24 protein-coding genes are annotated in these 23,812 nt (G+C 65.7%); 22 read left to right on the top strand and 2 right to left on the bottom strand.

What is annotated here, in order from left to right; genetic code table 11:
• From thrB to ACFWIX_RS15045, 6 genes are all read left to right on the top strand, one after another.
• The gene (gene thrB / locus ACFWIX_RS15070) at positions 1 to 975 is read left to right on the top strand and encodes a homoserine kinase (protein WP_377216942.1); all 975 of its coding nucleotides are present in this window, start codon (positions 1 to 3) and stop codon (positions 973 to 975) included.
• Between the two features lie 293 nt (positions 976 to 1,268).
• Complete coding sequence (gene rho, locus ACFWIX_RS15065; protein WP_377216941.1) at positions 1,269 to 3,359, top strand: transcription termination factor Rho; 2,091 nt, start codon at positions 1,269 to 1,271, stop codon at positions 3,357 to 3,359.
• A 111-nt stretch (positions 3,360 to 3,470) separates the two neighbouring features.
• Entirely contained in the window at positions 3,471 to 4,544 is a 1,074-nt protein-coding gene (prfA, locus tag ACFWIX_RS15060; RefSeq protein ID WP_377216940.1) for a peptide chain release factor 1, read from the top strand.
• 10 nt (positions 4,545 to 4,554) lie between these two features.
• Entirely contained in the window at positions 4,555 to 5,436 is an 882-nt protein-coding gene (gene prmC, locus ACFWIX_RS15055; protein WP_377216939.1) for a peptide chain release factor N(5)-glutamine methyltransferase, read from the top strand.
• Between the two features lie 12 nt (positions 5,437 to 5,448).
• Complete coding sequence (locus ACFWIX_RS15050) at positions 5,449 to 6,276, top strand: L-threonylcarbamoyladenylate synthase (protein WP_377216938.1); 828 nt, start codon at positions 5,449 to 5,451, stop codon at positions 6,274 to 6,276.
• Positions 6,276 to 7,031, top strand: coding sequence for a WecB/TagA/CpsF family glycosyltransferase (locus tag ACFWIX_RS15045; RefSeq protein ID WP_377216937.1), 756 nt, complete (start codon positions 6,276 to 6,278; stop codon positions 7,029 to 7,031). The genes ACFWIX_RS15050 and ACFWIX_RS15045 overlap by 1 nt, the downstream gene beginning before the upstream one ends.
• A 39-nt stretch (positions 7,032 to 7,070) precedes the next feature.
• On the opposite strand, the gene ACFWIX_RS15040 is transcribed toward ACFWIX_RS15045, so the two are convergent.
• Positions 7,071 to 7,967 carry a glycosyltransferase gene (locus ACFWIX_RS15040; RefSeq protein WP_377216936.1) on the bottom strand — a complete coding sequence of 299 codons (897 nt, stop codon included), beginning with the start codon at positions 7,965 to 7,967 and terminating at the stop codon, positions 7,071 to 7,073.
• A 290-nt stretch (positions 7,968 to 8,257) separates the two neighbouring features.
• Here ACFWIX_RS15040 and ACFWIX_RS15035 point away from each other — a divergent pair, with 290 nt between their 5' ends.
• From ACFWIX_RS15035 to ACFWIX_RS14960, 16 genes are all read left to right on the top strand, one after another.
• A complete protein-coding gene (locus ACFWIX_RS15035) occupies positions 8,258 to 9,370 on the top strand; it encodes an MraY family glycosyltransferase (RefSeq protein ID WP_377216935.1) in 1,113 nt (370 codons plus the stop codon).
• A 112-nt stretch (positions 9,371 to 9,482) separates the two neighbouring features.
• A complete protein-coding gene (locus tag ACFWIX_RS15030; RefSeq protein WP_377216934.1) occupies positions 9,483 to 9,965 on the top strand; it encodes a hypothetical protein in 483 nt (160 codons plus the stop codon).
• On the top strand, positions 9,958 to 10,296 hold the full coding sequence (locus tag ACFWIX_RS15025) for a hypothetical protein (RefSeq protein WP_377216933.1): 339 nt from the start codon (positions 9,958 to 9,960) through the stop codon (positions 10,294 to 10,296). The genes ACFWIX_RS15030 and ACFWIX_RS15025 overlap by 8 nt, the downstream gene beginning before the upstream one ends.
• 81 nt (positions 10,297 to 10,377) lie before the next feature.
• Complete coding sequence (atpB, locus tag ACFWIX_RS15020; RefSeq protein WP_377216932.1) at positions 10,378 to 11,178, top strand: F0F1 ATP synthase subunit A; 801 nt, start codon at positions 10,378 to 10,380, stop codon at positions 11,176 to 11,178.
• 79 nt (positions 11,179 to 11,257) lie between these two features.
• Positions 11,258 to 11,461 carry an ATP synthase F0 subunit C gene (gene atpE / locus ACFWIX_RS15015; RefSeq protein WP_009356484.1) on the top strand — a complete coding sequence of 68 codons (204 nt, stop codon included), beginning with the start codon at positions 11,258 to 11,260 and terminating at the stop codon, positions 11,459 to 11,461.
• 52 nt (positions 11,462 to 11,513) lie between these two features.
• Positions 11,514 to 12,065 (top strand): F0F1 ATP synthase subunit B, encoded by a 552-nt coding sequence (locus ACFWIX_RS15010; RefSeq protein WP_377216931.1) that lies wholly within the window; start codon positions 11,514 to 11,516, stop codon positions 12,063 to 12,065.
• The gene (locus ACFWIX_RS15005; RefSeq protein ID WP_377216930.1) at positions 12,065 to 12,892 is read left to right on the top strand and encodes a F0F1 ATP synthase subunit delta; all 828 of its coding nucleotides are present in this window, start codon (positions 12,065 to 12,067) and stop codon (positions 12,890 to 12,892) included. Before ACFWIX_RS15010 ends, ACFWIX_RS15005 begins: the two co-directional genes overlap by 1 nt.
• An 82-nt stretch (positions 12,893 to 12,974) precedes the next feature.
• Positions 12,975 to 14,612, top strand: coding sequence for a F0F1 ATP synthase subunit alpha (gene atpA / locus ACFWIX_RS15000; protein ID WP_377216929.1), 1,638 nt, complete (start codon positions 12,975 to 12,977; stop codon positions 14,610 to 14,612).
• A 71-nt stretch (positions 14,613 to 14,683) separates the two neighbouring features.
• A complete protein-coding gene (locus ACFWIX_RS14995; RefSeq protein ID WP_377216928.1) occupies positions 14,684 to 15,574 on the top strand; it encodes a F0F1 ATP synthase subunit gamma in 891 nt (296 codons plus the stop codon).
• A gap of 83 nt (positions 15,575 to 15,657) precedes the next feature.
• Positions 15,658 to 17,112, top strand: coding sequence for a F0F1 ATP synthase subunit beta (atpD, locus tag ACFWIX_RS14990; protein ID WP_377216927.1), 1,455 nt, complete (start codon positions 15,658 to 15,660; stop codon positions 17,110 to 17,112).
• Position 17,113: 1 nt separating this feature from the next.
• Positions 17,114 to 17,398, top strand: coding sequence for a F0F1 ATP synthase subunit epsilon (locus ACFWIX_RS14985; protein WP_377216926.1), 285 nt, complete (start codon positions 17,114 to 17,116; stop codon positions 17,396 to 17,398).
• Between the two features lie 10 nt (positions 17,399 to 17,408).
• Positions 17,409 to 17,840: a DUF2550 domain-containing protein gene (locus tag ACFWIX_RS14980; RefSeq protein WP_377216925.1), complete on the top strand. Its 432-nt coding sequence runs from the start codon at positions 17,409 to 17,411 to the stop codon at positions 17,838 to 17,840.
• A 5-nt stretch (positions 17,841 to 17,845) separates the two neighbouring features.
• On the top strand, positions 17,846 to 19,192 hold the full coding sequence (locus ACFWIX_RS14975) for an alpha/beta hydrolase (RefSeq protein WP_377216924.1): 1,347 nt from the start codon (positions 17,846 to 17,848) through the stop codon (positions 19,190 to 19,192).
• The gene (locus ACFWIX_RS14970; protein WP_377216923.1) at positions 19,174 to 21,780 is read left to right on the top strand and encodes a bifunctional lysylphosphatidylglycerol flippase/synthetase MprF; all 2,607 of its coding nucleotides are present in this window, start codon (positions 19,174 to 19,176) and stop codon (positions 21,778 to 21,780) included. The genes ACFWIX_RS14975 and ACFWIX_RS14970 overlap by 19 nt, the downstream gene beginning before the upstream one ends.
• Positions 21,781 to 21,862: 82 nt before the next feature.
• Positions 21,863 to 23,161 carry an MFS transporter gene (locus tag ACFWIX_RS14965; RefSeq protein WP_377216922.1) on the top strand — a complete coding sequence of 433 codons (1,299 nt, stop codon included), beginning with the start codon at positions 21,863 to 21,865 and terminating at the stop codon, positions 23,159 to 23,161.
• A complete protein-coding gene (locus ACFWIX_RS14960; protein WP_377216921.1) occupies positions 23,130 to 23,513 on the top strand; it encodes an ArsR/SmtB family transcription factor in 384 nt (127 codons plus the stop codon). The genes ACFWIX_RS14965 and ACFWIX_RS14960 overlap by 32 nt, the downstream gene beginning before the upstream one ends.
• A gap of 78 nt (positions 23,514 to 23,591) precedes the next feature.
• Here the strand turns inward: ACFWIX_RS14960 and ACFWIX_RS14955 are convergent, their stop codons facing one another.
• Entirely contained in the window at positions 23,592 to 23,795 is a 204-nt protein-coding gene (locus ACFWIX_RS14955; RefSeq protein ID WP_011692441.1) for a cold-shock protein, read from the bottom strand.
• Positions 23,796 to 23,812: the final 17 nt, after the last annotated feature.

Below are 23,812 nucleotides of genomic sequence, written 5' to 3'. Positions count from 1 at the left end.
GTGGACACCACCTCGCAGGCCACTGTCGGACTGCAGCTCATCGAAGCCGGCCAGCGCGTCACGGTGCGCGTGCCGGCCACCACGGCCAACCTGGGACCCGGTTATGACAGCCTGGGGCTGGCACTTGGCCTCCACGACACCCTGACCGTGGAGACCCTGGACACGGATGAACTGCTCTTCGACCTGCGCGGCGAAGGCGCTGCAACGCTGCCGCGGGACGCAAGCCACCTCGTGGTGCGCGCCATGGCGGCAGCCTTCCGCCGGCTTGGGTTCCGGAACGGCGGACTGAAGATCACGGCCGAGAACGTGAACCCGCACGGCCGTGGTCTGGGTTCGTCCGCCTCTGCCGTGGTGGCCGCGGTGACTGCTGCCAATGAGCTCGTACCGGCGGAGAGCCGCAGGGGACGTGACTGGATCCTGCAGCTGACCAGCGAAATGGAAGGACATCCGGACAACGTCGCACCCGCTATTTTTGGCGGGCTGGCGCTGTCCTGGCAGGACAGTGACCAGTACAGGAGCACCACGGCAACCGTCGTGGAGCAGGTGGTTCCCATCGTGGCCGTCCCGGACTTCGAGCTTTCGACGGAGGCGGCGCGGGCCCTGCTGCCCGCGTCGGTGGGCCACTACGCAGCCGCCATGAACGCCGGTCGCGCCGCGCTGCTGATCCACGCGCTGACGCACAGCCCGGAGTTCCTGCTGGCCGGCACAGAGGACTACCTTCACCAGAGCTATCGCGCGGAGGCCATGCGGCCCAGCGCGGCACTTATCGCGGCGCTCCGCGCCGAGGGCTACGCAGCCGTCGTTTCCGGTGCAGGACCGACGGTGCTGGTGCTGGCAAACGGCGAAGCGAACGCCGCCGAAGCACTCGACTTCATTGCCGACTTCACCGCCGCCAACACGCCGGACGTGGGCTGGCGCGTGCTGAAGCTGTCGGTGGACGTTGAAGGTGCTAAGGTGGACGTGCACCGGCGGTAATTCCGCCTATCTGATCTGCTGTTGCACCTAGCTGCTCATCGGCCTTCTACTGCGCAATCTATTCCGGTGCCGCCTGCTTGGCCTGTCGCAGGAACCTGCAGCATCAAACTGCCCCTCAAGCGTCAGTCAAGCGTTCCGCCACGGGCGGGACGCAAGGTGAGAAGTATCCGGCCCTGCTGGCCGAAATCCATCCGGCAAGGCCGAAATCCCGGCTGCAGATCTGAACTGCAGCCCAGATCAAATCATCGCGTCCAGCTCCCGGTCTGGACGCCGTCGAGGGGGAAGGATCCTTCGTGACCGAAACCACTGAGCTGTCGCCAGCTGTGGAACTATCATCTTCTGCTGCCGAATCGCCGGCAGCATCCGCCAAGAGCAGCGGCCTGGCCGGCCTCAAGCTTGCCCAGCTGCAGGCCCTCGCCAGCCAGCTTGGGATCTCCGGCGGCTCCCGCATGCGCAAGGGGGACCTGGTCGCAGCGATCTCGGCCCACCGTGCCGGTACGCCCGCCAAGGCTCCGGTCCGCACCGAGAAGGCCGTCGAGAGCGCGGCTGCTCCGACTACCGCTGCCGCTGCTGCGCCTGAAACGGCAGAGGCTCCTGCCGCCGATGCTCCCCGCACCCGTGGACGCGGCCGCAGCCGTCGTGCCGTGAGCGACGGCGTCGTGGCACCTGCCGCTGTCGAATCTCCTGCAGCCGAGGCAGCCGCACCGGCGCCGGCCGAAGCGACTGCCGCCCCCGAGGCCGCAGAAGGTGGTGCCGAGCGCCGCCAGCCCCGTACCCGCAACCGCCGCCGCGGCGAGGCTGCCGCTGCAGCACCGCAGGCCGTTGAAGCAGGCGAGGCTCCGGCCGAGCAGACCGGCGCCGAGCGTCCCGCCGAAACCCGCACCGAAGGTTCCGGCGAGGGCGAAGGCCAGCGCGAACGCCGCGACGGCGGCCGCAACCGCGGCGGCCGCGACGGCTCAGGGCGCGAGGGCTCCGAGGGCGGCCGTGACTCCGGCCAGCGTGACTCGGGCCAGCGCGAGAACCGCCGTGATGACAGCCGCGACAATGACGACTCCGACGGCGGAAGCCGCCGCAACCGCCGTAACCGCCGCGACCGCAGCGACCGTTCGGGAGGCCAGGACCGCGAGAACTCGCGCAATGACCGCTTCCGTGACCGCAACGACCGCCGCCGCGGCCGCAACCAGGGTCCGGACGTGGACGACGTCGAGGTCACCGAGGATGACGTCCTGCTGCCGGTGGCCGGCATCCTGGACGTCCTCGAGAACTACGCCTTCATCCGTACGTCCGGCTACCTCCCCGGCCCCAACGACGTCTACGTCTCCCTGGCCCAGGTCAAGAAGTACAACCTGCGCAAGGGCGACGCCGTGGTCGGCGCCATCCGTGCGCCCCGCGAAGGCGAGGACCGCAACCAGCAGTCCAACCGCCAGAAGTTCAACGCCCTCGTCCGCGTCACCTCCGTGAACGGCAAGACCGCCGAGGAACTCAAGGACCGCGTTGAATTCGCCAAGCTGGTTCCCCTGTACCCGTCCGAGCGCCTGCGCCTGGAGACCGATCCCAAGAAGATCGGCCCCCGCGTCATCGACCTCGTTGCCCCCATCGGCAAGGGCCAGCGCGGCCTGATCGTCTCCCCGCCCAAGGCAGGCAAGACGCTCATCCTGCAGTCCATCGCGAACGCCATCACCACCAACAACCCTGAGGTCCACCTCATGATGGTCCTGGTGGATGAACGTCCCGAAGAAGTCACGGACATGCAGCGCACCGTCAAGGGCGAGGTCATTGCCTCCACCTTCGACCGCCCTGCCGATGACCACACCACCGTGGCCGAACTGTCCATCGAGCGCGCCAAGCGACTGGTGGAAATGGGCATGGACGTGGTGGTCCTGCTGGACTCCATGACCCGCCTGGGCCGCGCCTACAACCTGGCAGCACCGGCCTCCGGCCGCATCCTGTCCGGTGGCGTGGACTCCGCCGCGCTGTACCCGCCCAAGCGCTTCTTCGGTGCCGCCCGCAACATCGAAAACGGCGGCTCGCTCACCATCCTGGCAACCGCGCTCGTTGAGACCGGCTCCAAGATGGATGAGGTCATCTTCGAAGAGTTCAAGGGCACCGGCAACATGGAGCTCCGCCTGTCCCGCCAGCTGGCCGACAAGCGCATCTTCCCGGCAGTCGATGTCAACGCATCCGGCACCCGCCGCGAAGAGAATCTGCTTTCCCCCGAGGAAGTCAAGATCATGTGGAAGCTGCGCCGTGTCCTCTCCGGGCTCGAAACGCAGCAGAGCCTTGAACTGCTGACCAACAAGATCCGGGAAACCCAGAGCAACGTCGAGTTCCTCATGCAGGTCCAGAAGACGACGCTTGGCGCGAAGTCGGACAACGACAAGTAGTTGAGTTACAGGGGTGGGGCCGTCGCATATTCTTGCCGGCCCCGCCCCTTCGTCGTTCGGTTTTGCCGCCCCCGCGAAACTAGACTTGTACAAGTCGAAAGAGGTTTATAGATGTTTGAGTCCGTACAGGGCCTGCTTGATGAGCATGACTCCATCCAGGCGCAGCTGGGGGATCCCGCTGTTTATGCCGACCAGCGGCTTGCCCGGAAGCTGGGCCGGCGGTCGGCTCAGCTGAACGGCATTGTTGAGGCTTACCACCGCTGGGAGGGGCTGCGCGACGACCTGGCCGCTGCCAAGGAGATGGCCGCGGAGGATCCCGAGTTCGCAGCCGAGGTCCCCGAGCTTGAGGAGAAGCTGGAGGCTGCGGCCGCCAAGCTGCGCCGGTTGCTGATCCCGCGGGACCCCGATGATGCCCGCAATGTGATCCTCGAGGTCAAGGGCGGTGAAGGCGGCGACGAAGCAGCCCTCTTCGCCGGCGACCTGCTGCGCATGTACACCCGCTACGCGGAGTCCCGCGGCTGGAAGACCGAAATCATCTCGGCCACCGAATCGGACCTTGGCGGCTACAAGGACGTTCAGATGGCCGTCAAGGGCAGCTCCAACGATCCGGCCGAAGGTGTCTATGCCCGGCTCAAGTTCGAAGGCGGCGTCCACCGCGTGCAGCGCGTGCCCGTCACGGAATCGCAGGGCCGTATCCACACCTCCGCGGCCGGCGTGCTGGTCCTCCCGGAGGTCGATGAGCCTGAAGAGCTGGAAATCAACCAGAACGACCTCAAGATCGACGTCTACCGTTCCTCCGGTCCGGGCGGCCAGTCGGTGAACACCACGGACTCCGCAGTCCGCATTACCCACCTGCCCACAGGCATTGTGGTCGCCATGCAGAACGAAAAGTCGCAGCTGCAGAACCGCGAAGCCGGCATGCGCGTGCTCCGGGCCCGCATCCTGGCCCACCAGCAGGAACAGATCGACGCCGCCAACTCGGAGCAGCGGAAGTCCCAGATCCGCACTATGGACCGTTCGGAGCGCATCCGCACCTACAACTACCCGGAAAACCGCATCGCGGACCACCGCACCGGCTACAAGGCCTACAACCTGGACCAGGTCATGAACGGCGACCTGGAACCGGTCATCCAGTCGGCCATAGAGATGGACGAACAGGCCCGCCTGGACGCCCTCGGCGACTAGTACCGCAGGTATGAGTGCAGGCCAGACCCTGGCGGAAGCGGTCACCGAAGCAACAGCCGTCCTGCGCGACGCCGGCGTCCCCAGCCCGCGCGTCGACGCTGAACTGCTGGCGGACCATCTCCTCAATGTGGGGCTGGGCCGCCTCCGCGCCATGATGCTGGGGGACACCCCCGCGCCGGAGGGTTACGCGGAGCTGGTTGCCGAACGCGCCGGCCGGGTGCCACTGCAGCACATCACCGGAGTGGCGCATTTCCGCTACCTCGAACTGGCGGTGGGTCCTGGGGTCTTCATCCCGCGGCCGGAAACCGAATCCGTGGTGCAGTTGGTCATCGACCACCTCAGGGCCGGCCGCCCCAGGGAAACGGTTGGGCCCTGTGTCGTGGACCTGGGCACGGGCTCGGGTGCGATTGCCGCCTCCATCGCCTCCGAAGTGCCCGGCGCAAAGGTCCACGCAGTGGAATTCAGTGCTTTTGCACACGCCTGGGCTGAGAAGAACCTGGCGCCGCTGGGCGTCCACCTGGTGCTGGGGGACCTGCGCGACGCACTGCAGGAACTGAACGGAACTGTCGACGTCGTGGTTTCCAACCCACCCTATATCCCTGCCGAGGCGGTTCCGAACGAACCGGAAGTGGCGCTTCACGATCCCGCCGAGGCGTTGTACGGCGGGGGAGCGGACGGCATGGAGCTTCCGACGGCGGCAGCGGCCTCCGCGGCCAGGCTGCTCCGCCCCGGCGGCTACTTCGTGATGGAGCACGCGGAAGTCCAGGCCGGCTGGATCGCGGCAATGATGGAGGGCGCCGGGATATGGCAGGGCATCACGACACATCTGGACCTCAACGGCAAGGAACGTGCCACCAGTGCCCGGCTGGCCATGCCGGGCCGCACGGAATGAAAGAATAGGCCAGTGACCACAACGTATAACTGCACCAGCACCGAACAGCGCGCCGAGGGCCTGGAACACGCCCAGCGCGCCATCAGCGAACAAAAGTGCGTCGTGTTCCCCACGGATACGGTGTACGGGATCGCCGCCGACGCCTTCTCGCCCCAGGCGGTCACCCTGCTCCTGGCCTCGAAGGGCCGCAGCCGCGCGATGCCGCCGCCGGTCCTGATTCCGCGCATCAACGCCCTCGACGGCCTGGCGACGGACGTCTCCGCTGACGCCCGCAAGCTCGCCGAAGCCTTCTGGCCGGGCGGGCTGACCCTGATCCTGCATGCGCAGCCCTCCCTGGACTGGGACCTCGGCGAAACGAAGGGCACGGTTGCCCTGCGCATGCCCGCAGACGAGATCGCCCAGGAACTGCTCACCCTGACCGGCCCGCTGGCGGTCTCGTCAGCCAACCGCACAGGCCGGCCCGCGGCGCAGACCGGCGCCGAGGCCCGCGAACAGCTCGCCGAATCCGTGGAGGTTTACCTGGAAGGCGGCTTCCGGCCGGTTGAAGGCAGCGACGCGGTTCCGTCCACCATCGTGGATGCTACCGGTCCCGTGCTCCGCGTAGTACGCCAGGGCGCAGTCAGCCTGGAGCAGTTGCGCGAGCACGTTCCCGGCGTTCTCGGACTGGGCGAGGTTACGGCTGAAGAGGCGGCTCCTGAAGAGGCTGCTCCTGGAAGGGCTGCCACTGGGGAGCCCGCCGTTGAGGCTGCCGAAGAGCTTCCCGCGCACGACGCCGGCACGCCGGTTTCGGACGCCGGTTCCGTTGGCGGGGGAGACTCCGCCAGGGCCACAGAAGACTGATGGTCCCACAGCGCCAGCAGGTCCCGCTGCTGGACGTCGACGCCACTCCTCTCAGGGTGCCGGAGCTGATGGCCGAACTGGGCCGGTTTCTCCGCGAAGGCGGCACCCGCACCGTCCTGGGACATAACCTGCACAGCGTGACCTTGGCACATTCGAATCCGGCGTTCCGCAGTTTCTATGACCGGAGCGATGTGGTCCTCTTGGATGGAGCGCCCCTGCTCTGGCTGTGGGGCCGGACGGGCAACGCCGCAGGCCCGGTGATGGACTACCGGCTGGGAACCAACGACTGGCTGCCGGCCCTCGGACAGGTGGCCGGCCTGGAGCGGATTGCGGTGGTGGGCGCCGGGGCGGAAGCGAATGCCGGTGCGGTCCAGCGGCTGCGGGCCACCGTTCCCGGCGCCCGCGTTTCGGGCTTTCCGGGCGCAGGGTGGAACGCAGCCGTGGAAGAGGACGCGGTGGAGTGGCTCCAGCGTGAACAGCCCCAACTGGTCCTCCTGGGCCTGGGCATGCCGCTGCAGGAAGAGGTGCTGCAGAGAAGGCTCGGTTCGTTGCCGCCAGCGGTGTACTGCGCCGTGGGCGGAGCCATTGAACAGCTCGCAGGTGTCCAGAAACTGGCACCGCGCTGGCTGGGCCGGCTGGGGCTGGAGTGGGCCTGGCGGCTGCTGCTCCACCCGCGCCGTGTGGCCTACCGGGTCTTTGGTGAGCCTTGGGTCCTGCTCTGGCTGCTGGCGCGCCGCCGGCTCAACGGCGGGTAATCCCAAGCAGGACTGCGCATCCGGAGGCGTCCGGAACCTCTAGAACTTCTGGTCCTCGAGGGGTCCGAAACCCTTGCCGCGGAGGCCGGCGCTGAAGGACTTCGCCCACGCGGCGAGCCCGGCCAGGTCGCGGCGCTGCAGGAAGTAGCCCAGGTAACCTCCCACGTCCGCGACGAAGGACTTCACCCGGAAGTAACGCCGGATCAGGTACCCGCGGTTGCGGTAGTAGTAGTGGCGCTTGAACGCCGAGTCCGGCACGATGACGTGCCACCGCGCTCCGTAGACGTGCTGGGTTTCGGTGAAGGCGTGGGGATGGGTGATGGCCGTGGTGGTGACCGTGCCGAACCGGATGCCGGCCCGCCGCAACCGGATGGTGAAGTCCACTTCGTCGCCGCGGATGAACAGCCGCATGTCCGGCAATCCCACTTTGAAGAACACGTCCGAGCGAATCAGGGCGCCGTTGAAGAAATGTCCATTGTCAGGGAGGAATCCGAGCTTCTCCACGTCCGCGCGGCTGTGCGTGACCTTGCCGTCGAGGCGGAAGAAGAAGGAAAGCCGGTCCGGACGCCCCGGCGCGGTGACCAGGGGGACCACCGCCTCCAGGTCGCGCGCCTCGGCCTCGCGGATCAATGTGGCGAGGCATTCGGCGTCGCCCGGTTCGGCGTCGTCGTCCATCATCCAGATCCAGCGCGCCCCGCTGGCGACCGCCTTCAGCGCCGCCAGGGCGAAGCCCCCGGCACCCCCGAGGTTTGCCTCCGAACGGATGTAGTCGACGTTGGCATGCTGGCCGGCCACCTCGCGGGCGGGGTTGGTGCCGCTGTCCACCAGGCAGATGGTTTCCACCGGCGCCGTCTGGGCGTTGATGCCGCGCAGCAGAACTGCCAGTTCGGTGGGGCGGTCGAACGTGACGGCGGCGACTGCTACGCGGGGTGTCATGGGGTCCTTTCAGCATGGCTGTCAGGGATGTCCCCGGTGGGAGTGCGCCCGTGTTGCGCGAAGCCATGGAGCCGTTGGCGCTAGTATCTTTGACTAGAGTCCACTGTAATACAGCCCTGTAAGGCCGCGCGTATAGGAAAGACCGCGGGCCTGCTGCGCGCTCGGCGACGGAGAAGTTTCATTTACCAAAGAACAGATTCCCTGCCAGTGAGCCCCTCCGTCGATGACCGGTTAACCGTCCGGCTGCAGCCTTTCCGCAGCGAAGCTCCGGCTGGAACGGTCTCCACGCCATGATCATGTACCTCCTCATGGGGCTGACCGCTGCGGTCGTGTCCTATGCCGCTACCTGGGGTGCCCGCGTGGTGGGGCGGCGAATGGAGCTCCACCTGCCCATCCGCAGCCGCGACATGCACTCCACGCCGGTATCCCGGCTGGGCGGGGTGGCCATGTTCCTGGGCGTGATGGTGGCGCTGGTGGTCGCCAGCCAGTCGTTTTTCGTCAAGGACATCTACCGCAACAATTTCTCGCCGTGGGGCGTCCTGGCCGGCGCAGCCGTGATCGTCCTGGTCGGTGTTGCCGACGACCTCCTGGACATCCGCTGGTGGGTGAAACTCATCGGCCAAAGCATCGCGGGCTTCACTGTGGCGCTGTGGGGCGTCCAGATGACCATCGTCCCCTGGGTGCCCGAGCCGATCTATCTCGAGAACGAGACCTTGCGGGTGGTGCTGACGGCGGGCCTGATCGTGGTCACCATGAACGCCTTCAACTTCATCGACGGCCTGGACGGGCTGGCGGCGGGGGTGGCCATCATCGGCGGTACAGCCTTCTTCTTCACCGCATACTGGGTCCACCGTAATGCTGTCCTGCTGGACTATTCGGACCTCGCCACTCTGCTGACCGCCGTCCTGGTGGGCGCCTGCCTGGGCTTCCTGCCGCATAACTGGTTCCCTTCGAAGATCTTCATGGGGGACTCCGGGGCCATGCTGATCGGCCTGCTGATGGCCTCCGCAGGTGTGGTGTCCACCGGCCAAATCACCTCCGGGCTCTATGACCGGGCCAACGGTATCTCCACCATCATTCCCATCCTGCTCCCGTTCGCAGTCCTGTTCCTGCCACTGCTGGACCTTGGACTCGCGGTGGTCCGGCGAACGGCCCGCGGCCGGTCCCCGTGGTCCGCGGACCGCGGGCACCTCCACCACAAGCTGCTGGACATCGGTTACTCGCACCGCACCGCCGTCGTACTCATGTATCTGTGGACTGCGATCCTGTCCTTCGGCGGCCTCGCGTTCGCCGTTTTCCCCTGGCAGGTTGTGCTGGTGGTGGACATCTTGGCAACCATTGTCATGGGCCTCGTGACCGCCTGGCCCTACGTGGCGCGGCGGGCCGATGACGCCCGTACCTGACTGGTTCCGCAATAATTTCTATCTCGTGTAGAATTTAGGGGCAGCCCCAAAGCTGCCCCCTCCTTACCAGCCTGATGGCTTCCTGCCACCAGACGCCGACGATTGGGATCTCATGACCGCCAACGCCGACCCCGGACCTGCCTCCGGCAGCGGACGCGTCGGCGCATCCGGCCCCACGGCTTCGCTCTGGCTGCACCTCCTCAAGCTCAGTACCGTGGCCTCGGCCGCAGGACTGCTGGTGGGCGCCGTTGTTGCCTGGCTGCTGGCCGGACCTGCGGCGATCCTGTCCATGGTGGCGGGCGGACTCCTGGTCATGGTGTTTTTCGGCATCAGCCTGCTGGCCGGCCACGTGGTGGGACGCAACAACCCGTCCGGTGCCATCGGCGTCTTCGTCGCCATGTATTTCATCAAGGTGGTGGGTTTCGCCGCGGTGCTGTTCACCGTCGGCCAGCCTGCCTGGCTGGAAAGCACCTGGTTTGTCGCCGGTGCCGTCACTGCCGTCGTGTTGTGGCAGACGGCGGAGATGTACGGTTTCAGCAAGGCCCGCCTCCAGATCTACAACGACCCGCAGACCAAGGACAGCTCCGATGCGTGACCGAAAGAACCACCGCGACGGCGGCCCCGCCGCCCGTGGAACCGGGCCCTCCGCCCCGGGTGTATCAGGCGATGGCTCCGACGGCGGATACAACGCCGGAATGGCCGTCTTCAGCTACATCATTGGCGGAATCATCGTCTGGAGTTTGATAGGGTGGGGGCTGGATTATCTGTGGGGAACGCGCTGGATTGTGCTCGCAGGCGCTCTGCTTGGAGCCGTCGGAGGTTTTTACCTTTCCCACATGCATGGCCTCACCAGTTCTCGACAAAAAGCTGGCGAACGCCCTGCTGCCAGCGGGCCGTCCACGGACGGCGACACTAATGCCAAATAATTTCACAGGGGGAACAGCAGGCCATCAGGCTGCCGGACCCCGCCCAACGCCCAATGATGGACACTGCAGAGAGGAAACGCGTTGATCGCGCTTGCGCTCCCGGCCCAAGATTCAGGAGAGTTCACTCCTCCTGGTATTAACGAAATGCATTTGCCGGCAATCCTGCCGTGGGGTGCCGCAGAGGGATTCTCCAAGCAGATGCTGCTGGTCCTCCTTTCTGTCGTCTTTATCGCCGTCTTCTTCGTGCTCGCCGCACGCAAGCAGCAGCTGGTACCCGGCAAGCTCCAGTTCGCCGGCGAAGCCGCCTACGGCTTCGTCCGCAACGGCATCGCCAAGGACATCATCGGCGGAAGGGACTTCATCAAGTACGTCCCGCTGCTGTTCAGCCTGTTCTTCTTCATCCTGGTGAACAACATCTACGGCGCCATTCCGCTGTTCCAGCTCCCCACGTTCTCCCACGTGGGCGGCGCGTACGTCCTGGCCGGCCTGGTCTACTTCACCTGGATCGCCATCGGCGTCAAGAAGAACGGCCTGCGCTACTTCAAGCTGGCCACCGTTCCCTCCGGTGTCCCGTGGTTCATCCTGCCGATCGTTATCCCGATCGAGATCATCTCCAACTTCCTGGTCCGGCCCGTGACGCACAGCCTCCGTCTGTTCGCCACCATGCTGGCCGGCCACCTGATCGTGATGATCGCCGGCTCCGGTATCGAGTTCCTTGTCATGCAGGAGAACCTCCTGCTCAAGGGCACCTCGCTCCTGGTCCTCGCCGGTGCCATCGCCATGTACATGCTTGAAGCCCTGATCATGGTCCTGCAGGCCTACGTCTTTACGCTGCTGACCGCGATCTACATCGAAGGCGCACTCCACGCCGACAGCCACTAGGCACCCCTAAGCTTCCCCTCACGGGGATAGAGCAACCCAAACAACCTGCCACACAGGTGGCATCTTGAAAGGAAGAAAAATGGAAGGCAATCTCAACCTCGTAGGTTACGGTCTCTCCGCAATCGGCGGTGGTATCGGTGTTGGTCTGGTATTCGCTGCCTACATCAACGGCGTCGCCCGCCAGCCTGAGGCACAGCGTGTCCTGCAGCCGATCGCATTCCTCGGCCTTGCACTGACCGAAGCACTCGCCATCCTCGGTCTGGTCTTCGCTTTCGTTCTCTAGTCCTTAGAGCGAAGCGAACTTTCAAAACCGAGTAGAAAAGGACGGGTGAAATATGAATCAGCTGATCATCTCAGCCGCCGCTGAGGGCGAAGTTAACCCCCTGATGCCCAACCTCTGGGAAATGGGCGTTACCCTCGTGGGCTTCGCCATCCTCATGTTCATCGTGGTCAAGTTCGTTGTCCCGATGTTTGAGAAGACCTTCGCAGAGCGCGCCGAGGCTATCGAAGGCGGCATCGCGAAGGCTGAAAAGGCCCAGGCTGAGGCGTCTGCTGCACTCGAAGAGTACAAGCAGCAGCTGACCGACGCCCGCACCGAAGCCAACCGCATCCGTGAGGAAGCCCGCGCCGAAGGTGCACAGATCCTCGCGGATCTCAAGGAAAAGGCAGCCGCAGAGTCTGCCCGCATCACGGCACAGGCCCACGCGCAGATCGAATCGGAGCGCCAGGCAGCAGTTGTCTCGCTGCGTTCCGAGGTGGGCACGCTGGCTACCACCCTGGCCGGCCGCATCGTTGGCGAAGCACTCACCGACGATGAGCGCGCAGCGCGGGTAGTGGACCGCTTCCTGGCAGATCTGGAGTCCCAGAACGCAGGTGCAGCTAAGTAATGGCAGGCGTATCGAGCGAATCGCTGGCAACAGCCCTGGCCGCGCTGGAAGCAAAACTTCCGACGGCGTCGCTGCAGCTGGCAAAGGAACTCTTCGGAATTCTGGGAATGGTGGACAGCTCGGCTGGCTTGCGCCGTGCCCTGACTGACCCGTCCCGCAACGGTGACGAGAAGTCGGCACTGGTCAAGCAGCTGGTGGGCGGGAAAGTCTCCGCTGATGCTGCAGAGATCGCGGGCGGACTGGCCAGTTCACGCTGGGCATCGGCGCGGGATATCGGCGATGCACTCGAGACTCTTGCCGCAACGGTGGTCATTTCCGTTGCTGAAAACAAGTCGGCCGTTTCTGCCTCCGGAATCTCCGGCCTGGAAGAGCTGGAGAACGATCTGTTCTCCTTCAACCAGGCAGTTGCCTCCAGCCACGAGGTACAACGTGCTCTGTCCGAGCCGCAGGCAAGTGCTGCAGCCAAGGCATCGCTCGCCGAGAAGTTGGTACCCGGGGCCAGCGAAGAGGCCAAGGTCCTCATCGTCCAGGCTGTGACGCAGCCCCGCGGCATCAAACCCACGCGGCTTGTGGAGCGGTTCGCCGAGCTTGCAGCCAAGCGCCAGCAGCGCTGGATTGCGACGGTCAGCGTGACGCGTCCCTTGACGCCGGTGCAGCTGGAACGTCTCCAGGCGGCCCTCAATGCGATGTACGGCCGGGAACTGAAGGTCAACATGAACGTTGATCCGTCACTTATTGGCGGCATCCGCGTCCAGGTCGGTGACGAAGTGCTCGACGCTTCGGTGCTGAACCGCCTGGGCGAGCTGCAACGCCAGCTGGCCGGCTAGCCGGACAAGCACAACCTAACTGATAGAAACCCCGGTCATCGTGGACAACGATGATCACAAAACAGGAGAGCAGGGACTGCAGATGGCCGAATTGACCATCAACGCCGACGACGTCCGTAATGCGCTGAACGAGTTCGCGGCGTCCTACGAACCCGGAAACGCAGAGCGCGTAGAGGTCGGCCGCGTAACCACCGCTAGTGACGGCATCGCCCGTGTTGAGGGCCTTCCCTCGGTCATGGCGAACGAGCTGCTGCGCTTCGAGGACGGCACCCTGGGCCTCGCCCAGAACCTGGACGTCCGCGAAATCGGCGTTATCATCCTTGGTGACTTCACCGGGATCGAAGAAGGCCAGGAAGTACACCGCACCGGGCAGGTTCTGTCCGTTCCCGTTGGTGACGCCTTCCTGGGCCGCGTGGTGGACCCGCTGGGTGTGCCCATCGACGACCTCGGCGAGATCAAGGCCGAGACCACCCGTGCACTGGAACTCCAGGCCCCGGGCGTGACCCAGCGTAAGTCGGTTCACGAGCCGATGCAGACCGGACTCAAGGCTATCGACGCCATGATCCCGATCGGCCGCGGCCAGCGCCAGCTGATCATTGGTGACCGCCAGACCGGTAAGTCCGCCATTGCGATCGACACCATCATCAACCAGAAGGCCAACTGGGCTTCGGGTGACGTGACCAAGCAGGTCCGTTGCATCTACGTGGCGATCGGCCAGAAGGCGTCCACCATTGCCGCCATCCGCCAGACCCTCGAGGACAACGGCGCGCTCGAGTACACCACCATCGTGGCGTCTCCCGCTTCCGACCCCGCTGGCTTCAAGTACCTGGCACCGTACGCCGGCTCGGCCATCGGCCAGCACTGGATGTACGGCGGCAAGCACGTCCTTATCGTTTTCGATGACCTGTCCAAGCAGGCCGAAGCCTACCGTGCAGTCTCCCTGCTCCTTCGCCGTCCGCCGGGACGCGAAGCCTACCCGGGCGACGTTTTCTACCTGCACTCCCGCCTGCTGGAGCGTTGTGCAAAGCTGTCCGACGAACTGGGTGCCGGTTCCATGACGGGCCTGCCGCTGATCGAGACCAAGGCGAACGACGTGTCCGCCTACATCCCGACCAACGTCATCTCCATCACCGACGGCCAGATATTCCTCCAGTCGGACCTCTTCAACGCCAACCAGCGTCCCGCCGTCGACGTGGGTGTTTCCGTGTCCCGCGTGGGTGGTGCCGCGCAGGTCAAGTCCATGAAGAAGGTCTCCGGTACCTTGAAGCTGGACCTCGCCCAGTACCGTGACATGCAGGCATTCGCCATGTTCGCGTCGGACCTGGATGCGGCTTCCCGCCAGCAGCTGACCCGTGGTGCACGCCTGATGGAACTGCTCAAGCAGGGCCAGTACTCGCCGTTCCCCGTCGAGAACCAGGTTGTCTCCATCTGGGCCGGCACCAACGGCTACCTCGATGATGTTCCGGTTGAGGACATCAGCCGTTTTGAGAGCGAATTCCTGGAGCACCTGGCGCACAAGTCCTCGATCCTCACCACGCTGGCGCAGACCAACGTGCTGGGCGATGACACCGTTGAAGCCTTGAAGTCAGCCATCGTTGACTTCAAGAAGGGCTTCTTCGGCGAGGGTGACAACCACCTGGTAGGCGCCGGCCACGAGGAGCATGATGCTATCTCCGAGGGCGACGTTGACCAGGAAAAGATCGTCAAGCAGAAGCGCTAGTTCCGCCCGCCGGGTGTGCCGGGCCCCAGGGCCCGGCACACCCGGCAACGGAATGTTAGGAAAGGATAAGTATGGGAGCCCAGATCCGGGTCTACCGCCAGAAGATCAGTTCGACCACGTCGATGCGCAAGATCTTCAAGGCGATGGAACTGATCGCTACCTCGCGCATCGGGAAGGCCCGTGCGCGCGTAGCAGCTTCACTGCCTTACGCGAACGCGATCACGCGCGCCGTTTCTGCTGTCGCCAGCCAGAGCGAAATCGACCACCCGCTGACCACTGAGCCGGAACAGATCCGCCGCGCCGCCGTCCTGGTAATTACCTCGGACCGTGGCCTCGCAGGTTCGTACTCGGCCAGCGTCCTCAAGCAGGCGGAAGGTCTCAACGAGCTGCTCCACGCTGAAGGCAAGGAAGTCAAGACCTACCTCGTGGGCCGCAAGGCCCAGGCGTATTTCGACTTCCGGAACCGCGAGTACGCGCGGGTCTGGACCGGAGGAACCGACGCCCCAGAGTTCAGCACTGCCCGCGAGATCGGTGAAGTGCTGCTGACCGACTTCGCCGCTGACTTCGAGGACGGCGGCGTGGACGAAATCCATGTTGTCTACACGCGCTTCAAGTCGATGGTTACCCAGGAGCCCACGGTCATCCGCCTCCTGCCGCTGGAAGTCGTCGAAGAGGAAGCAGCCTCCGAATCGGACCTGCTGCCGCTGTACGAGTTCGAGCCGGAAACCGAGCAGGTTCTCGACGCGCTGCTGCCGCGCTACATCGAGTCGCGTCTGTTTGCAGCGATGCTGCAGGCCGCGGCCTCCGAACTGGCTGCCCGCCAGCGCGCGATGAAGTCAGCCGGGGACAACGCCACGGACCTGATCAAGAAGTACACGCGTCTGCGCAACACGGCCCGCCAGGCCGAAATTACGCAGGAACTCTCCGAGATTGTGGCCGGTGCCGACGCGCTTGCGTCCTAACCTGTACAGCCTCGGTTCCCGCGGAACCAGCACCACCACAGATAAACTTAACCCCACGCCATCTACTGAGTGAAGTGAGAGAGATGACTGCCACTGCTACCGAACACGTAGCCGCAACGTCCGGTGCTACCGGCCGCATTGCGCGCGTAATCGGCCCGGTTGTCGACGTCGAATTCCCGGCTGACGCAATCCCGTCGATCTACCATGCCCTCACCACCGAGATTACTCTCAACGGTGAGACCAAGACCATCACGTTCGAGACCTCCCAGCACCTGGGTGACAACCTCGTACGCGCCATCTCCCTGCAGGCTACTGACGGGCTCGTCCGCGGCACCTCCGTGGTGGACACCGGCGCCCCCATCTCCGTCCCCGTCGGTGACGGAGTCAAGGGCCACATCTTCAACGTCCTGGGCCAGCCCCTCGACGTGGCCGAGTCCGAACTGGACATCAGCGAACGCTGGCCCATCCACCGCAAGGCGCCGAGCTTCGCTTCGCTCGAAGGCTCCACCGAGATGCTGGAAACCGGCATCAAGGTCATCGACCTCCTCACCCCGTACATCAAGGGTGGAAAGATCGGCCTCTTCGGCGGCGCCGGCGTTGGCAAGACCGTTCTGATCCAGGAAATGATCACCCGTGTTGCCCGCAACTTCGGTGGTACTTCCGTGTTCGCCGGTGTCGGCGAGCGTACCCGTGAGGGCAACGACCTCTGGGTCGAAATGGAAGAGGCCGGGGTCCTCAAGGACACCGCCCTTGTGTTCGGCCAGATGGATGAGCCGCCGGGAACGCGTCTGCGCGTCGCCCTGTCCGCCCTGACCATGGCGGAGTACTTCCGCGATGTCCAGAACCAGGACGTGCTGCTCTTCATCGACAACATCTTCCGGTTCACCCAGGCCGGGTCCGAGGTTTCCACGCTCCTCGGCCGCATGCCTTCCGCAGTGGGCTACCAGCCCAACCTGGCTGACGAGATGGGCCTCCTGCAGGAGCGCATCACGTCCACCAAGGGCCACTCCATCACCTCGATGCAGGCCATCTACGTCCCGGCAGATGACTACACCGACCCGGCTCCGGCAACGACCTTCGCACACCTCGACGCGACCACGGAACTTTCCCGCGAAATCGCTTCCCGTGGTCTGTACCCGGCCGTTGACCCGCTGACGTCCACCTCGCGAATCCTGGATCCCCAGTACATCGGCAAGGACCACTACAACACGGCTGTCCGTGTGAAGCAGATCCTGCAGAAGAACAAGGAACTCCAGGACATCATCGCCATCCTCGGTGTCGATGAACTCTCCGAAGAGGACAAGATCGTCGTGTCGCGTGCACGCCGCATCCAGCAGTTCCTGTCGCAGAATACCTACACCGCCAAGCAGTTCACCGGTGTCGAGGGCTCAACGGTTTCCATCAAGGACACCGTTGAAGGCTTCGCTGCCATCTGCGACGGCGAGCTGGACCACATCGCTGAGCAGGCGTTCTTCAACGTCGGTGGCCTCGACGACGTTGAGCGCCAGTGGGCCAAGATCCAGGAACAGACCAAGTAATATGGCTGAGCTTGAGGTTGAGATTGTCGCAGCGGACCACTTCGTGTGGTCCGGAGCGGCCAAGATGGTCAAGGCCCGCACCAGCGATGGTGAAATCGGAATCCTGCCCGGCCACTCGCCCCTGCTGGCGATCCTGGCCGAGGGTGAACTGGCGATTCAGCCGGTGTCAGGTGATCGTATCTCCGTAGACGTTGACGGCGGATTCTTCTCCGTCGACAACAACCGCGTGGTTATTGTTGCTGACAACGCCCACCTGGGCGGTTCGGCTACCGCGGGGATTCGCTAGCAACACCCTGATGGACGTATCGAGTCTTCCGTTCATCGCCATGGCAGTCATTTTTGGATTGCTGGTATTTGCACTGTGCCTTTCGGGGGTGCGCCGCTTCAACCTGCGGCGCGCCCTTGGCACGGTGGACGCCTCCATTTGCATGGCTGGAAACAGTTGGCAGATGGGGGTTTGTCGTTATCAGGACAATGACCTCGAGTGGTTCCGTCTCTTCTCGCTGAGCGTCCGGCCCAAGCACAGGTTCAGGCGCAGTTCCCTGGAACTCCTGGGCCGCCGCGCACCCACGGAGGCCGAGGCCGTCAAGGTCCAGCCCGACGTCGTCATTGTTGATCTGCGCTATGAGGGCCAGGATCTCCGCCTGGCCATGAAATTCGACGCCTACACGGGCCTGTCCTCGTGGCTCGAGGCCGGCCCGGTCATTGGCGTGGGGACCTGGCGCTAGCCCGCGTGGATTGGATCCTCGACGTCCGGCTTACCGCCGGCCCGCTGTGGTGGTCTGCCCTCATCCTGGGTACAGGCGCCCTGGCCTACCTTCTGTTGCCTTTCGGCCCCTTGGCCAGCGGAGACCGCCTGTCTTATACCCGTCCCGACCGCTTCCGGCGCTGGGCTTATCGGACCGTCGTTTCGGCAGCGTGGGCCTTCGCCCTGGTGCAGTCCCTGCATTGGTTCCTGGTCAACGTTCTTGCCGTCTTTCCGGGTAGTATCGCCGGGCCCGTGCTCTTGTGGATTGTCCTGCCTGTCGGTGCTTGCCTGCTCACGGCCGCGCATTGGCGCGAAAGCCGCCCGCGCGCCCGCCTCGCCGCAACGGGCGCTGTCTTCCTGGTGGTCCTGATGGCCGCCCTCCAGATCAACGCGTTCTATGGACTGAACCGTTCGGTGGCCGACCTTACCGGCGGCGTGGCGGACCGGGTGCCGCCTTTGGAACCATCGCTGATGCTCCAGGCGGGGGCGGCCGACGGCGCCGCCCTCCACGGCTGGCGGCCGCAAGGCGAGCTTCCCCAGGAGGGGGTCCTGCGCAGGTCCGCGATCCCAGGCACCGCTTCGGGTATGACCACCCGGGATGCGTACATCTACCTGCCGCCCGCGTATTTTGCGCAGAACCGTCCCGCACTTCCCGTCCTGGTGCTGGTGGCAGGGCAGCCCGGGGGTCCCGCCGACTGGCTGACCGGCGGGAGGCTGCAGGAGCATATGGACGCCTTTGCTTCCTCGCACGGGGGCGTTGCTCCGGTGGTGGTGGTACCCGATCCCAATGGCTCGCAGTCCGCCAACACCATGTGCATGGACAGCAGGATCGCGCAGGCAGATACGTTCCTTACGGAGGACGTGGTCGGCTGGATCAGCTCAACCCTCGCCGTTGACACGGACCACAGGCAGTGGGCGGCCGGCGGCTTCTCGTTCGGTGGCACCTGCGCGCTGCAGCTGGGGACCCGGCACCCCGAGCTTTTTCCCGCGGTCCTCGCCTTCTCCGCGGAGGCCGAGCCGGCACTGGCGAAGGACCGGAACCGCACCATTGAGGCCGCCTTTCCCGGAGCTCCGGACGCCTTCACCCGGCAGACGCCGCTGGCCATCATGGCAACTCAGCGGTTTGACGGGAGCCTGGCATACCTCACGGCCGGTAGCGGGGACCCCGAGTTTCTCGGGTATCTGCGCACGCTGACTGCAGCCGCAGAGAAGGCCGGGTTCACCGTGCATTCCCATGAGGTTGAGGGCGCCGGGCATTCGTGGGATACGTCCTCGCTGCGCCTGGCGGATGCCCTGGACCAGCTGGCCCGGCGATGGGGGATCGCCCAGTGACGCCCGCCCAGGGAACTCCGCATCCCGCAGCGGCGTTGCGCCGCCTTATCCGGCCGGCGGCACTGGGGGCCTGGCGGGCCGCGGCCTCGGCACCCCTGACGGTGACGGTGCTGCTGGCCCTGCTGGGGATTGGCGCGCTGACCGGGAGTATCCTGACCGGTCCACCGCCCGCCCTGCAGGATATTGCCGGCGTGAGTGCTTCCGGGCTCCGGTCCGGCAACTGGTGGTCCATGTTCACCAGCCTGTTCTTTGCCACCAACCCGCTGGCGTACGTTGCAGCGTCGCTGATGCTCCTCTTCCTGATGGGTCCCGCTGAGCGGAAACTGGGTACTGCTGCCGCTGCGGCGCTGTTGCTCGGCGGACAGTTTGCTGCCGTGACGATCTTCCTATTGCTGACGCAGTTGGCTGGGTATGCGGGCGACACCTGGCTCGGACCGATGGCGGATGAGACGCTGGTTGGCCCGTACGCTCCGGACCTTACAGCGGGGCTAGCCGCCAGTGCCCGCCTTCCGGTGCTGTGGCAGCGGCGCCTGCGGGCCCTGGTCCTGGCAGGCTCGCTGCTGCTCGTTCTTTACGTGGGCCACCCGGAAACAGTCGTGGGCCTGCTGGGCGCCACGGTTGGCCTGGTGGCAGGCTGGTGGATTCAAAGCGGACACGGCCAGCCGCGGCGCCACCACTCCACGGGAAGGGAAACCCGCAACCTGCTGGCGCTCACCGTGGCGGTATTTGCAGTGGGACCTGTACTGACGGCCGTCACGCGCGCACCCACCGGACCGCTGGCGCTGCTCCGCGACATCGTCCTGAGCCCCGTTCCCACCCTCGGGCAGCTCGCGGCCGGCTGCGGAGCTTCCGAGGGTGCGGCGTGCCTGGAGCGCGGGACCGCGGAATTCGGCGGCCCCCTGGGGTTGGCGCTGGCTGTAGTTCCGGTTGCGCTGCTGCTGATTTGCGCTGAAGCGATGCGCCGGGGCCGGCGGCTGGCCCTGAATATCGTCCTTGCCGTGCAGTTGTCCGTGGCGGCACTCGCCGTCGTCTACCTTGCGCTTTTCGCCATTGTTCCCGCGCCGGAGGCTGCCCGCGGCGCGGCAGCCGGCACCGCAGCCATCCTCCTCCTGCCGGTCGCCCTGGCCCCACTCCTTCTGGCGGGCGTGTTGTGGCTGAAATGGCGCCACTTCCGCGTGCAGACGCCGCCCGCGGTCCGGAAAAAACTGGGCCTGGCGGTGGGCGGCACCTGGCTGCTGCTGGCGGGGTCCTACGCAGGCGCGTGGTTCGCTTCGGGCGGCCCCCAGCGTGACGAAGGCGTTTCCGGTCTCTTCGAGGAACTGGCAAGGCAGTATCTTCCCGTCCCGCTGCCGCAGCACTACCAAGGGCTCTTTGCCGGCCGGAGCAGCGCTGAAACCATTCTGTTCGCCGCGTCAGGACCCGTTTTCTGGAGCATTGCGCTGGCCGCGGTGTGGTGGGCCCTGCGCGGCAGCCACCGCGCCCAGGACCCGGGACAGGAGGAGCGCGAAAAAGTGCGCAGCCTGCTCCATCAGGGCGGGGGACCGCTGTCCTGGATGGCTTTATGGGAACCCAACTCCTATTGGCTAAGCCCCGACGGAAACGGCGCCGTCGCCTTCCAACCGCACGGCAGCGTCGCGCTGACGCTGGGCGACCCGTTTGGGCCGTCCACCCATCGGCAGGCGACGCTTGAGGGGTTTCTTGCGTATTGCCGGGACCATGCCCTGGTGCCGGCACTCTACTCCTGCAGCGAGGACCTTTGGCCTGCTTTGCGGGGCCGCGGTTTCGCGCGGGTGGAGGTGGCCCAGGAGACCCGGCTTGACGTCCGGAACCTTGAGTTCAAGGGCAAGGAGTGGCAGAACGTCAGGACAGCGCAGAACCGCGCCGCGAAGCTGGGCATCCGCCCGGTATGGGCGCCGTACCGTGAGCTCCCTGCGGGGCTGCGCGCGCGGCTGGACGAGGTATCGGAGGAGTGGGCCGCCGGCAAGTCGGTGCCGGAGATGGGCTTTACCCTGGGCGGCGTGGACGAACTGGACGACCCCGCGGTCCTCTGCTGCCTCGCCGTGGATCCGGAGGGCGCCGTGCACGGGGTCACCAGCTGGCTACCCGTGTACGACGGCGGGAGGCTGGTCAGTCGCACGCTGGACGTCATGCGCCGGGGTGCCGCAGCATTTCCCGGCGTGATGGAGTTCCTGATCGCGTCCGCCGTGCTGGAATTGCGCGGATCGGTGGACACGATCTCGCTGTCCGGGTCGCCGCTGGCCCGCCGGCCCGAAGGCGCGGCAGGCGTGGAGGCTCCGGCTGCTGCCCTTGGCCCGGCGACGGCCGGCGGCGGACAACCTGCCGGCGACGGCGGCCACGAAAGCCTGGTGCGGATCCTGGACGTGGTGGGCAAGGCTCTGGAACCGGTGTACGGCTTCCGCTCGCTGGCGGCCTTCAAATCAAGGTTCAAACCGGAATACCGGTCCCTTTACCTTTATTACCAGGATCCACTGCACCTTCCGGCGATCGGGCGGGCCCTGACCCGTGCGTACCTGCCCGGCCTGTCCTTCGGGCAGGGCGCTCGGCTCCTGCGCACCCTGGTGCGGTAGTGCGTCCGGACTGACACTCGGTGGCAGCCACGCGCTAGCATTGAGTGCACGATGACGCACATATGCACTTGACGGAGGCCCGATGCTGGCGGTGTTGCGGGACACGACGTACCGGAGGCTATTCTCCGCCAAGGTGGTGGCCCTGCTGGGAACCGGCCTGTTGACCGTTGCGCTGGGCTTGCTCGCCTTCGACATTGCGGGAAGCAGTGCCGGCGCAGTCATGGGAACGGCGCTGACCATCAAGATGCTGGCTTACGTGGGCTTCGCACCGGTAGTGAACGCACTGGTGGCCCGGCTTCCCAAGAAGCCGGTGCTGATCGGTGCCGACCTGGTCCGGGCCGGCATGGCGCTGTGCCTGCCGTTCATCACGGAAGCCTGGCAGATCTATGTGGTCACCTTCCTGCTGCAGTCAGCGTCGGCCACCTTCACGCCGACCTTCCAGTCCCTGATTCCCAGCGTGCTGAAAGACGAACGGGACTACACCCGGGCGCTATCGCTCTCCCGGCTAGCGTATGACCTGGAAGCCCTGGCCAGCCCTGCGTTGGCGGCGTTGCTGCTGACCAGGGTCAGTTACAGCAACCTCTTTCTCGGCACGGTGGCCGGCTTCCTCGTATCGGCAGGCCTGGTTGCGGTGACAATGCTGCCGGCGCCGGATGCCGCCCCCGGGACGACAGGGTCGCTCTGGCAGCGCACCACCCTGGGCACGCGAATCTTTTGGCGGAACGGAAGGCTGCGCTCGCTGCTGGCCCTTAACCTGGTGGTGGCCGCTCCCACCGCGCTGGTCCTGGTCAACTCCGTGGTCTACGTGCGGGAGGTGCTGCGGCGGCCGGAGACGGACCTCGCGCTGGTGCTGGCCTGCTTCGGCGTGGGATCCATGCTCGTAGCGCTCTCGGCGCCGGCGCTGTTGGCGCGATACGGGGACCGCGCTGTGATGATGGCCGGAGCAGCATTGATCCCGGTGGTGCTGGCCGGTGTCACCGCACTGACGTTCCGGGCCGCCGCCTTGGCCGGCTCCGGGCCGGGTTGGTGGTGGCTGCCGGCCCTGTGGTTCCTGCTGGGCGCCGGAAACTCCACCATCCTGACGCCCTCTGCCCGGTTGCTGCGGGAGGCGTCTACGGAGCACACCCGTCCGTATGTCTTCACTGCGCAGTTTTCGCTGTCCCATGCCTGCTATATGGTGGCGTACCCGCTGGCCGGGTGGCTTGGCGCGGCCGCCGGGCTGGGACCCATGGCAGCGGCGCTGACAATCCTCGCCACACTGGGCACTGCGGCGGCGTTCGCCGCCTGGCCAGCCCGGGACGCTGGAGCCGCTGACGCAGCAGAGGAGGAGGAGGGCAGTGGAGAGACGCATGCCGGACGCCGGACCGGACAACGGCGTTAGCGGCGGAGGCGGCAGGCAGCCCTCTCTGTTCCACGCCGTCACGCCGGATGTCGCGTTGCTGGACAGCGCAGCAGCCACATTGCGCATGCTGGGCGAACCCACCCGTCTACAGCTTCTCTGGCAGCTGTCGCAGGGGCCGCGGTCGGTGACCGAGCTCGTGGACGCGGCCGCGGTACCGCGGACTGTTGTCAGCCAGCACTTGGCCAAGCTGCGCCTCAGCGGACTGGTGGACACCAGGAAGGAGGGGCGCCGCGTCATCTATTCCCTCCATGACGGGCACCTGCTGCGGCTGATCCAGGAGACCATCAACCTCGCCGATCACCGGAGGACAGGTGAGCCCAGCCACGGTTAAGCAAAGATGATCCCCGGCGATGGTGCCGGGGATCATCTCTGTCGCTGCGCACCGGTCGGTGGCCCGGCGGCTGGAAGGCTAGACCAGGGTCACGCCGGTGGCCTGGGGGCCCTTGGCGCCCTGGCCGATTTCGAACTGAACGCGCTGGTTCTCGTCGAGGGTCTTGAATCCACCGGTCTGGATCTCGGAGTAGTGAACAAAGACGTCACCGTCGGAGTCGTCCGGGGTAATGAAGCCGAAGCCCTTTTCTGCGTTGAACCACTTCACGGTTCCCTGTGCCATGTATTTCTCCTCATTTG

The organism is Pseudarthrobacter sp. NPDC058362 (assembly GCF_042723515.1).
GTDB lineage: Bacteria > Actinomycetota > Actinomycetes > Actinomycetales > Micrococcaceae > Arthrobacter.
Note: the sequence above shows the minus strand (reverse complement) of the source record. Positions and strands in the feature narration are given on the sequence as shown.

What these genes read in the sequence shown, in the direction of transcription:
- atpD (WP_377216927.1), top strand. Translation starts at nt 15,658, where the DNA reads ATGACTGCCACTGCTACCGAACACGTAGCCGCAACGTCCGGTGCTACC.
- ACFWIX_RS15030 (WP_377216934.1), top strand. Translation starts at nt 9,483, where the DNA reads ATGACCGCCAACGCCGACCCCGGACCTGCCTCCGGCAGCGGACGCGTC.
- ACFWIX_RS15010 (WP_377216931.1), top strand. Translation starts at nt 11,514, where the DNA reads ATGAATCAGCTGATCATCTCAGCCGCCGCTGAGGGCGAAGTTAACCCC.
- prmC (WP_377216939.1), top strand. Translation starts at nt 4,555, where the DNA reads ATGAGTGCAGGCCAGACCCTGGCGGAAGCGGTCACCGAAGCAACAGCC.
- atpE (WP_009356484.1), top strand. Translation starts at nt 11,258, where the DNA reads ATGGAAGGCAATCTCAACCTCGTAGGTTACGGTCTCTCCGCAATCGGC.
- ACFWIX_RS14985 (WP_377216926.1), top strand. Translation starts at nt 17,114, where the DNA reads ATGGCTGAGCTTGAGGTTGAGATTGTCGCAGCGGACCACTTCGTGTGG.
- ACFWIX_RS15025 (WP_377216933.1), top strand. Translation starts at nt 9,958, where the DNA reads ATGCGTGACCGAAAGAACCACCGCGACGGCGGCCCCGCCGCCCGTGGA.
- ACFWIX_RS14965 (WP_377216922.1), top strand. Translation starts at nt 21,863, where the DNA reads ATGCTGGCGGTGTTGCGGGACACGACGTACCGGAGGCTATTCTCCGCC.
- ACFWIX_RS14960 (WP_377216921.1), top strand. Translation starts at nt 23,130, where the DNA reads ATGCCGGACGCCGGACCGGACAACGGCGTTAGCGGCGGAGGCGGCAGG.
- ACFWIX_RS15035 (WP_377216935.1), top strand. Translation starts at nt 8,258, where the DNA reads ATGATCATGTACCTCCTCATGGGGCTGACCGCTGCGGTCGTGTCCTAT.
- ACFWIX_RS14970 (WP_377216923.1), top strand. Translation starts at nt 19,174, where the DNA reads ATGGGGGATCGCCCAGTGACGCCCGCCCAGGGAACTCCGCATCCCGCA.
- atpA (WP_377216929.1), top strand. Translation starts at nt 12,975, where the DNA reads ATGGCCGAATTGACCATCAACGCCGACGACGTCCGTAATGCGCTGAAC.
- ACFWIX_RS14955 (WP_011692441.1), bottom strand. Translation starts at nt 23,795, where the DNA reads ATGGCACAGGGAACCGTGAAGTGGTTCAACGCAGAAAAGGGCTTCGGC.
- ACFWIX_RS15040 (WP_377216936.1), bottom strand. Translation starts at nt 7,967, where the DNA reads ATGACACCCCGCGTAGCAGTCGCCGCCGTCACGTTCGACCGCCCCACC.
- prfA (WP_377216940.1), top strand. Translation starts at nt 3,471, where the DNA reads ATGTTTGAGTCCGTACAGGGCCTGCTTGATGAGCATGACTCCATCCAG.
- ACFWIX_RS15045 (WP_377216937.1), top strand. Translation starts at nt 6,276, where the DNA reads ATGGTCCCACAGCGCCAGCAGGTCCCGCTGCTGGACGTCGACGCCACT.
- ACFWIX_RS15005 (WP_377216930.1), top strand. Translation starts at nt 12,065, where the DNA reads ATGGCAGGCGTATCGAGCGAATCGCTGGCAACAGCCCTGGCCGCGCTG.
- ACFWIX_RS14980 (WP_377216925.1), top strand. Translation starts at nt 17,409, where the DNA reads ATGGACGTATCGAGTCTTCCGTTCATCGCCATGGCAGTCATTTTTGGA.
- ACFWIX_RS14995 (WP_377216928.1), top strand. Translation starts at nt 14,684, where the DNA reads ATGGGAGCCCAGATCCGGGTCTACCGCCAGAAGATCAGTTCGACCACG.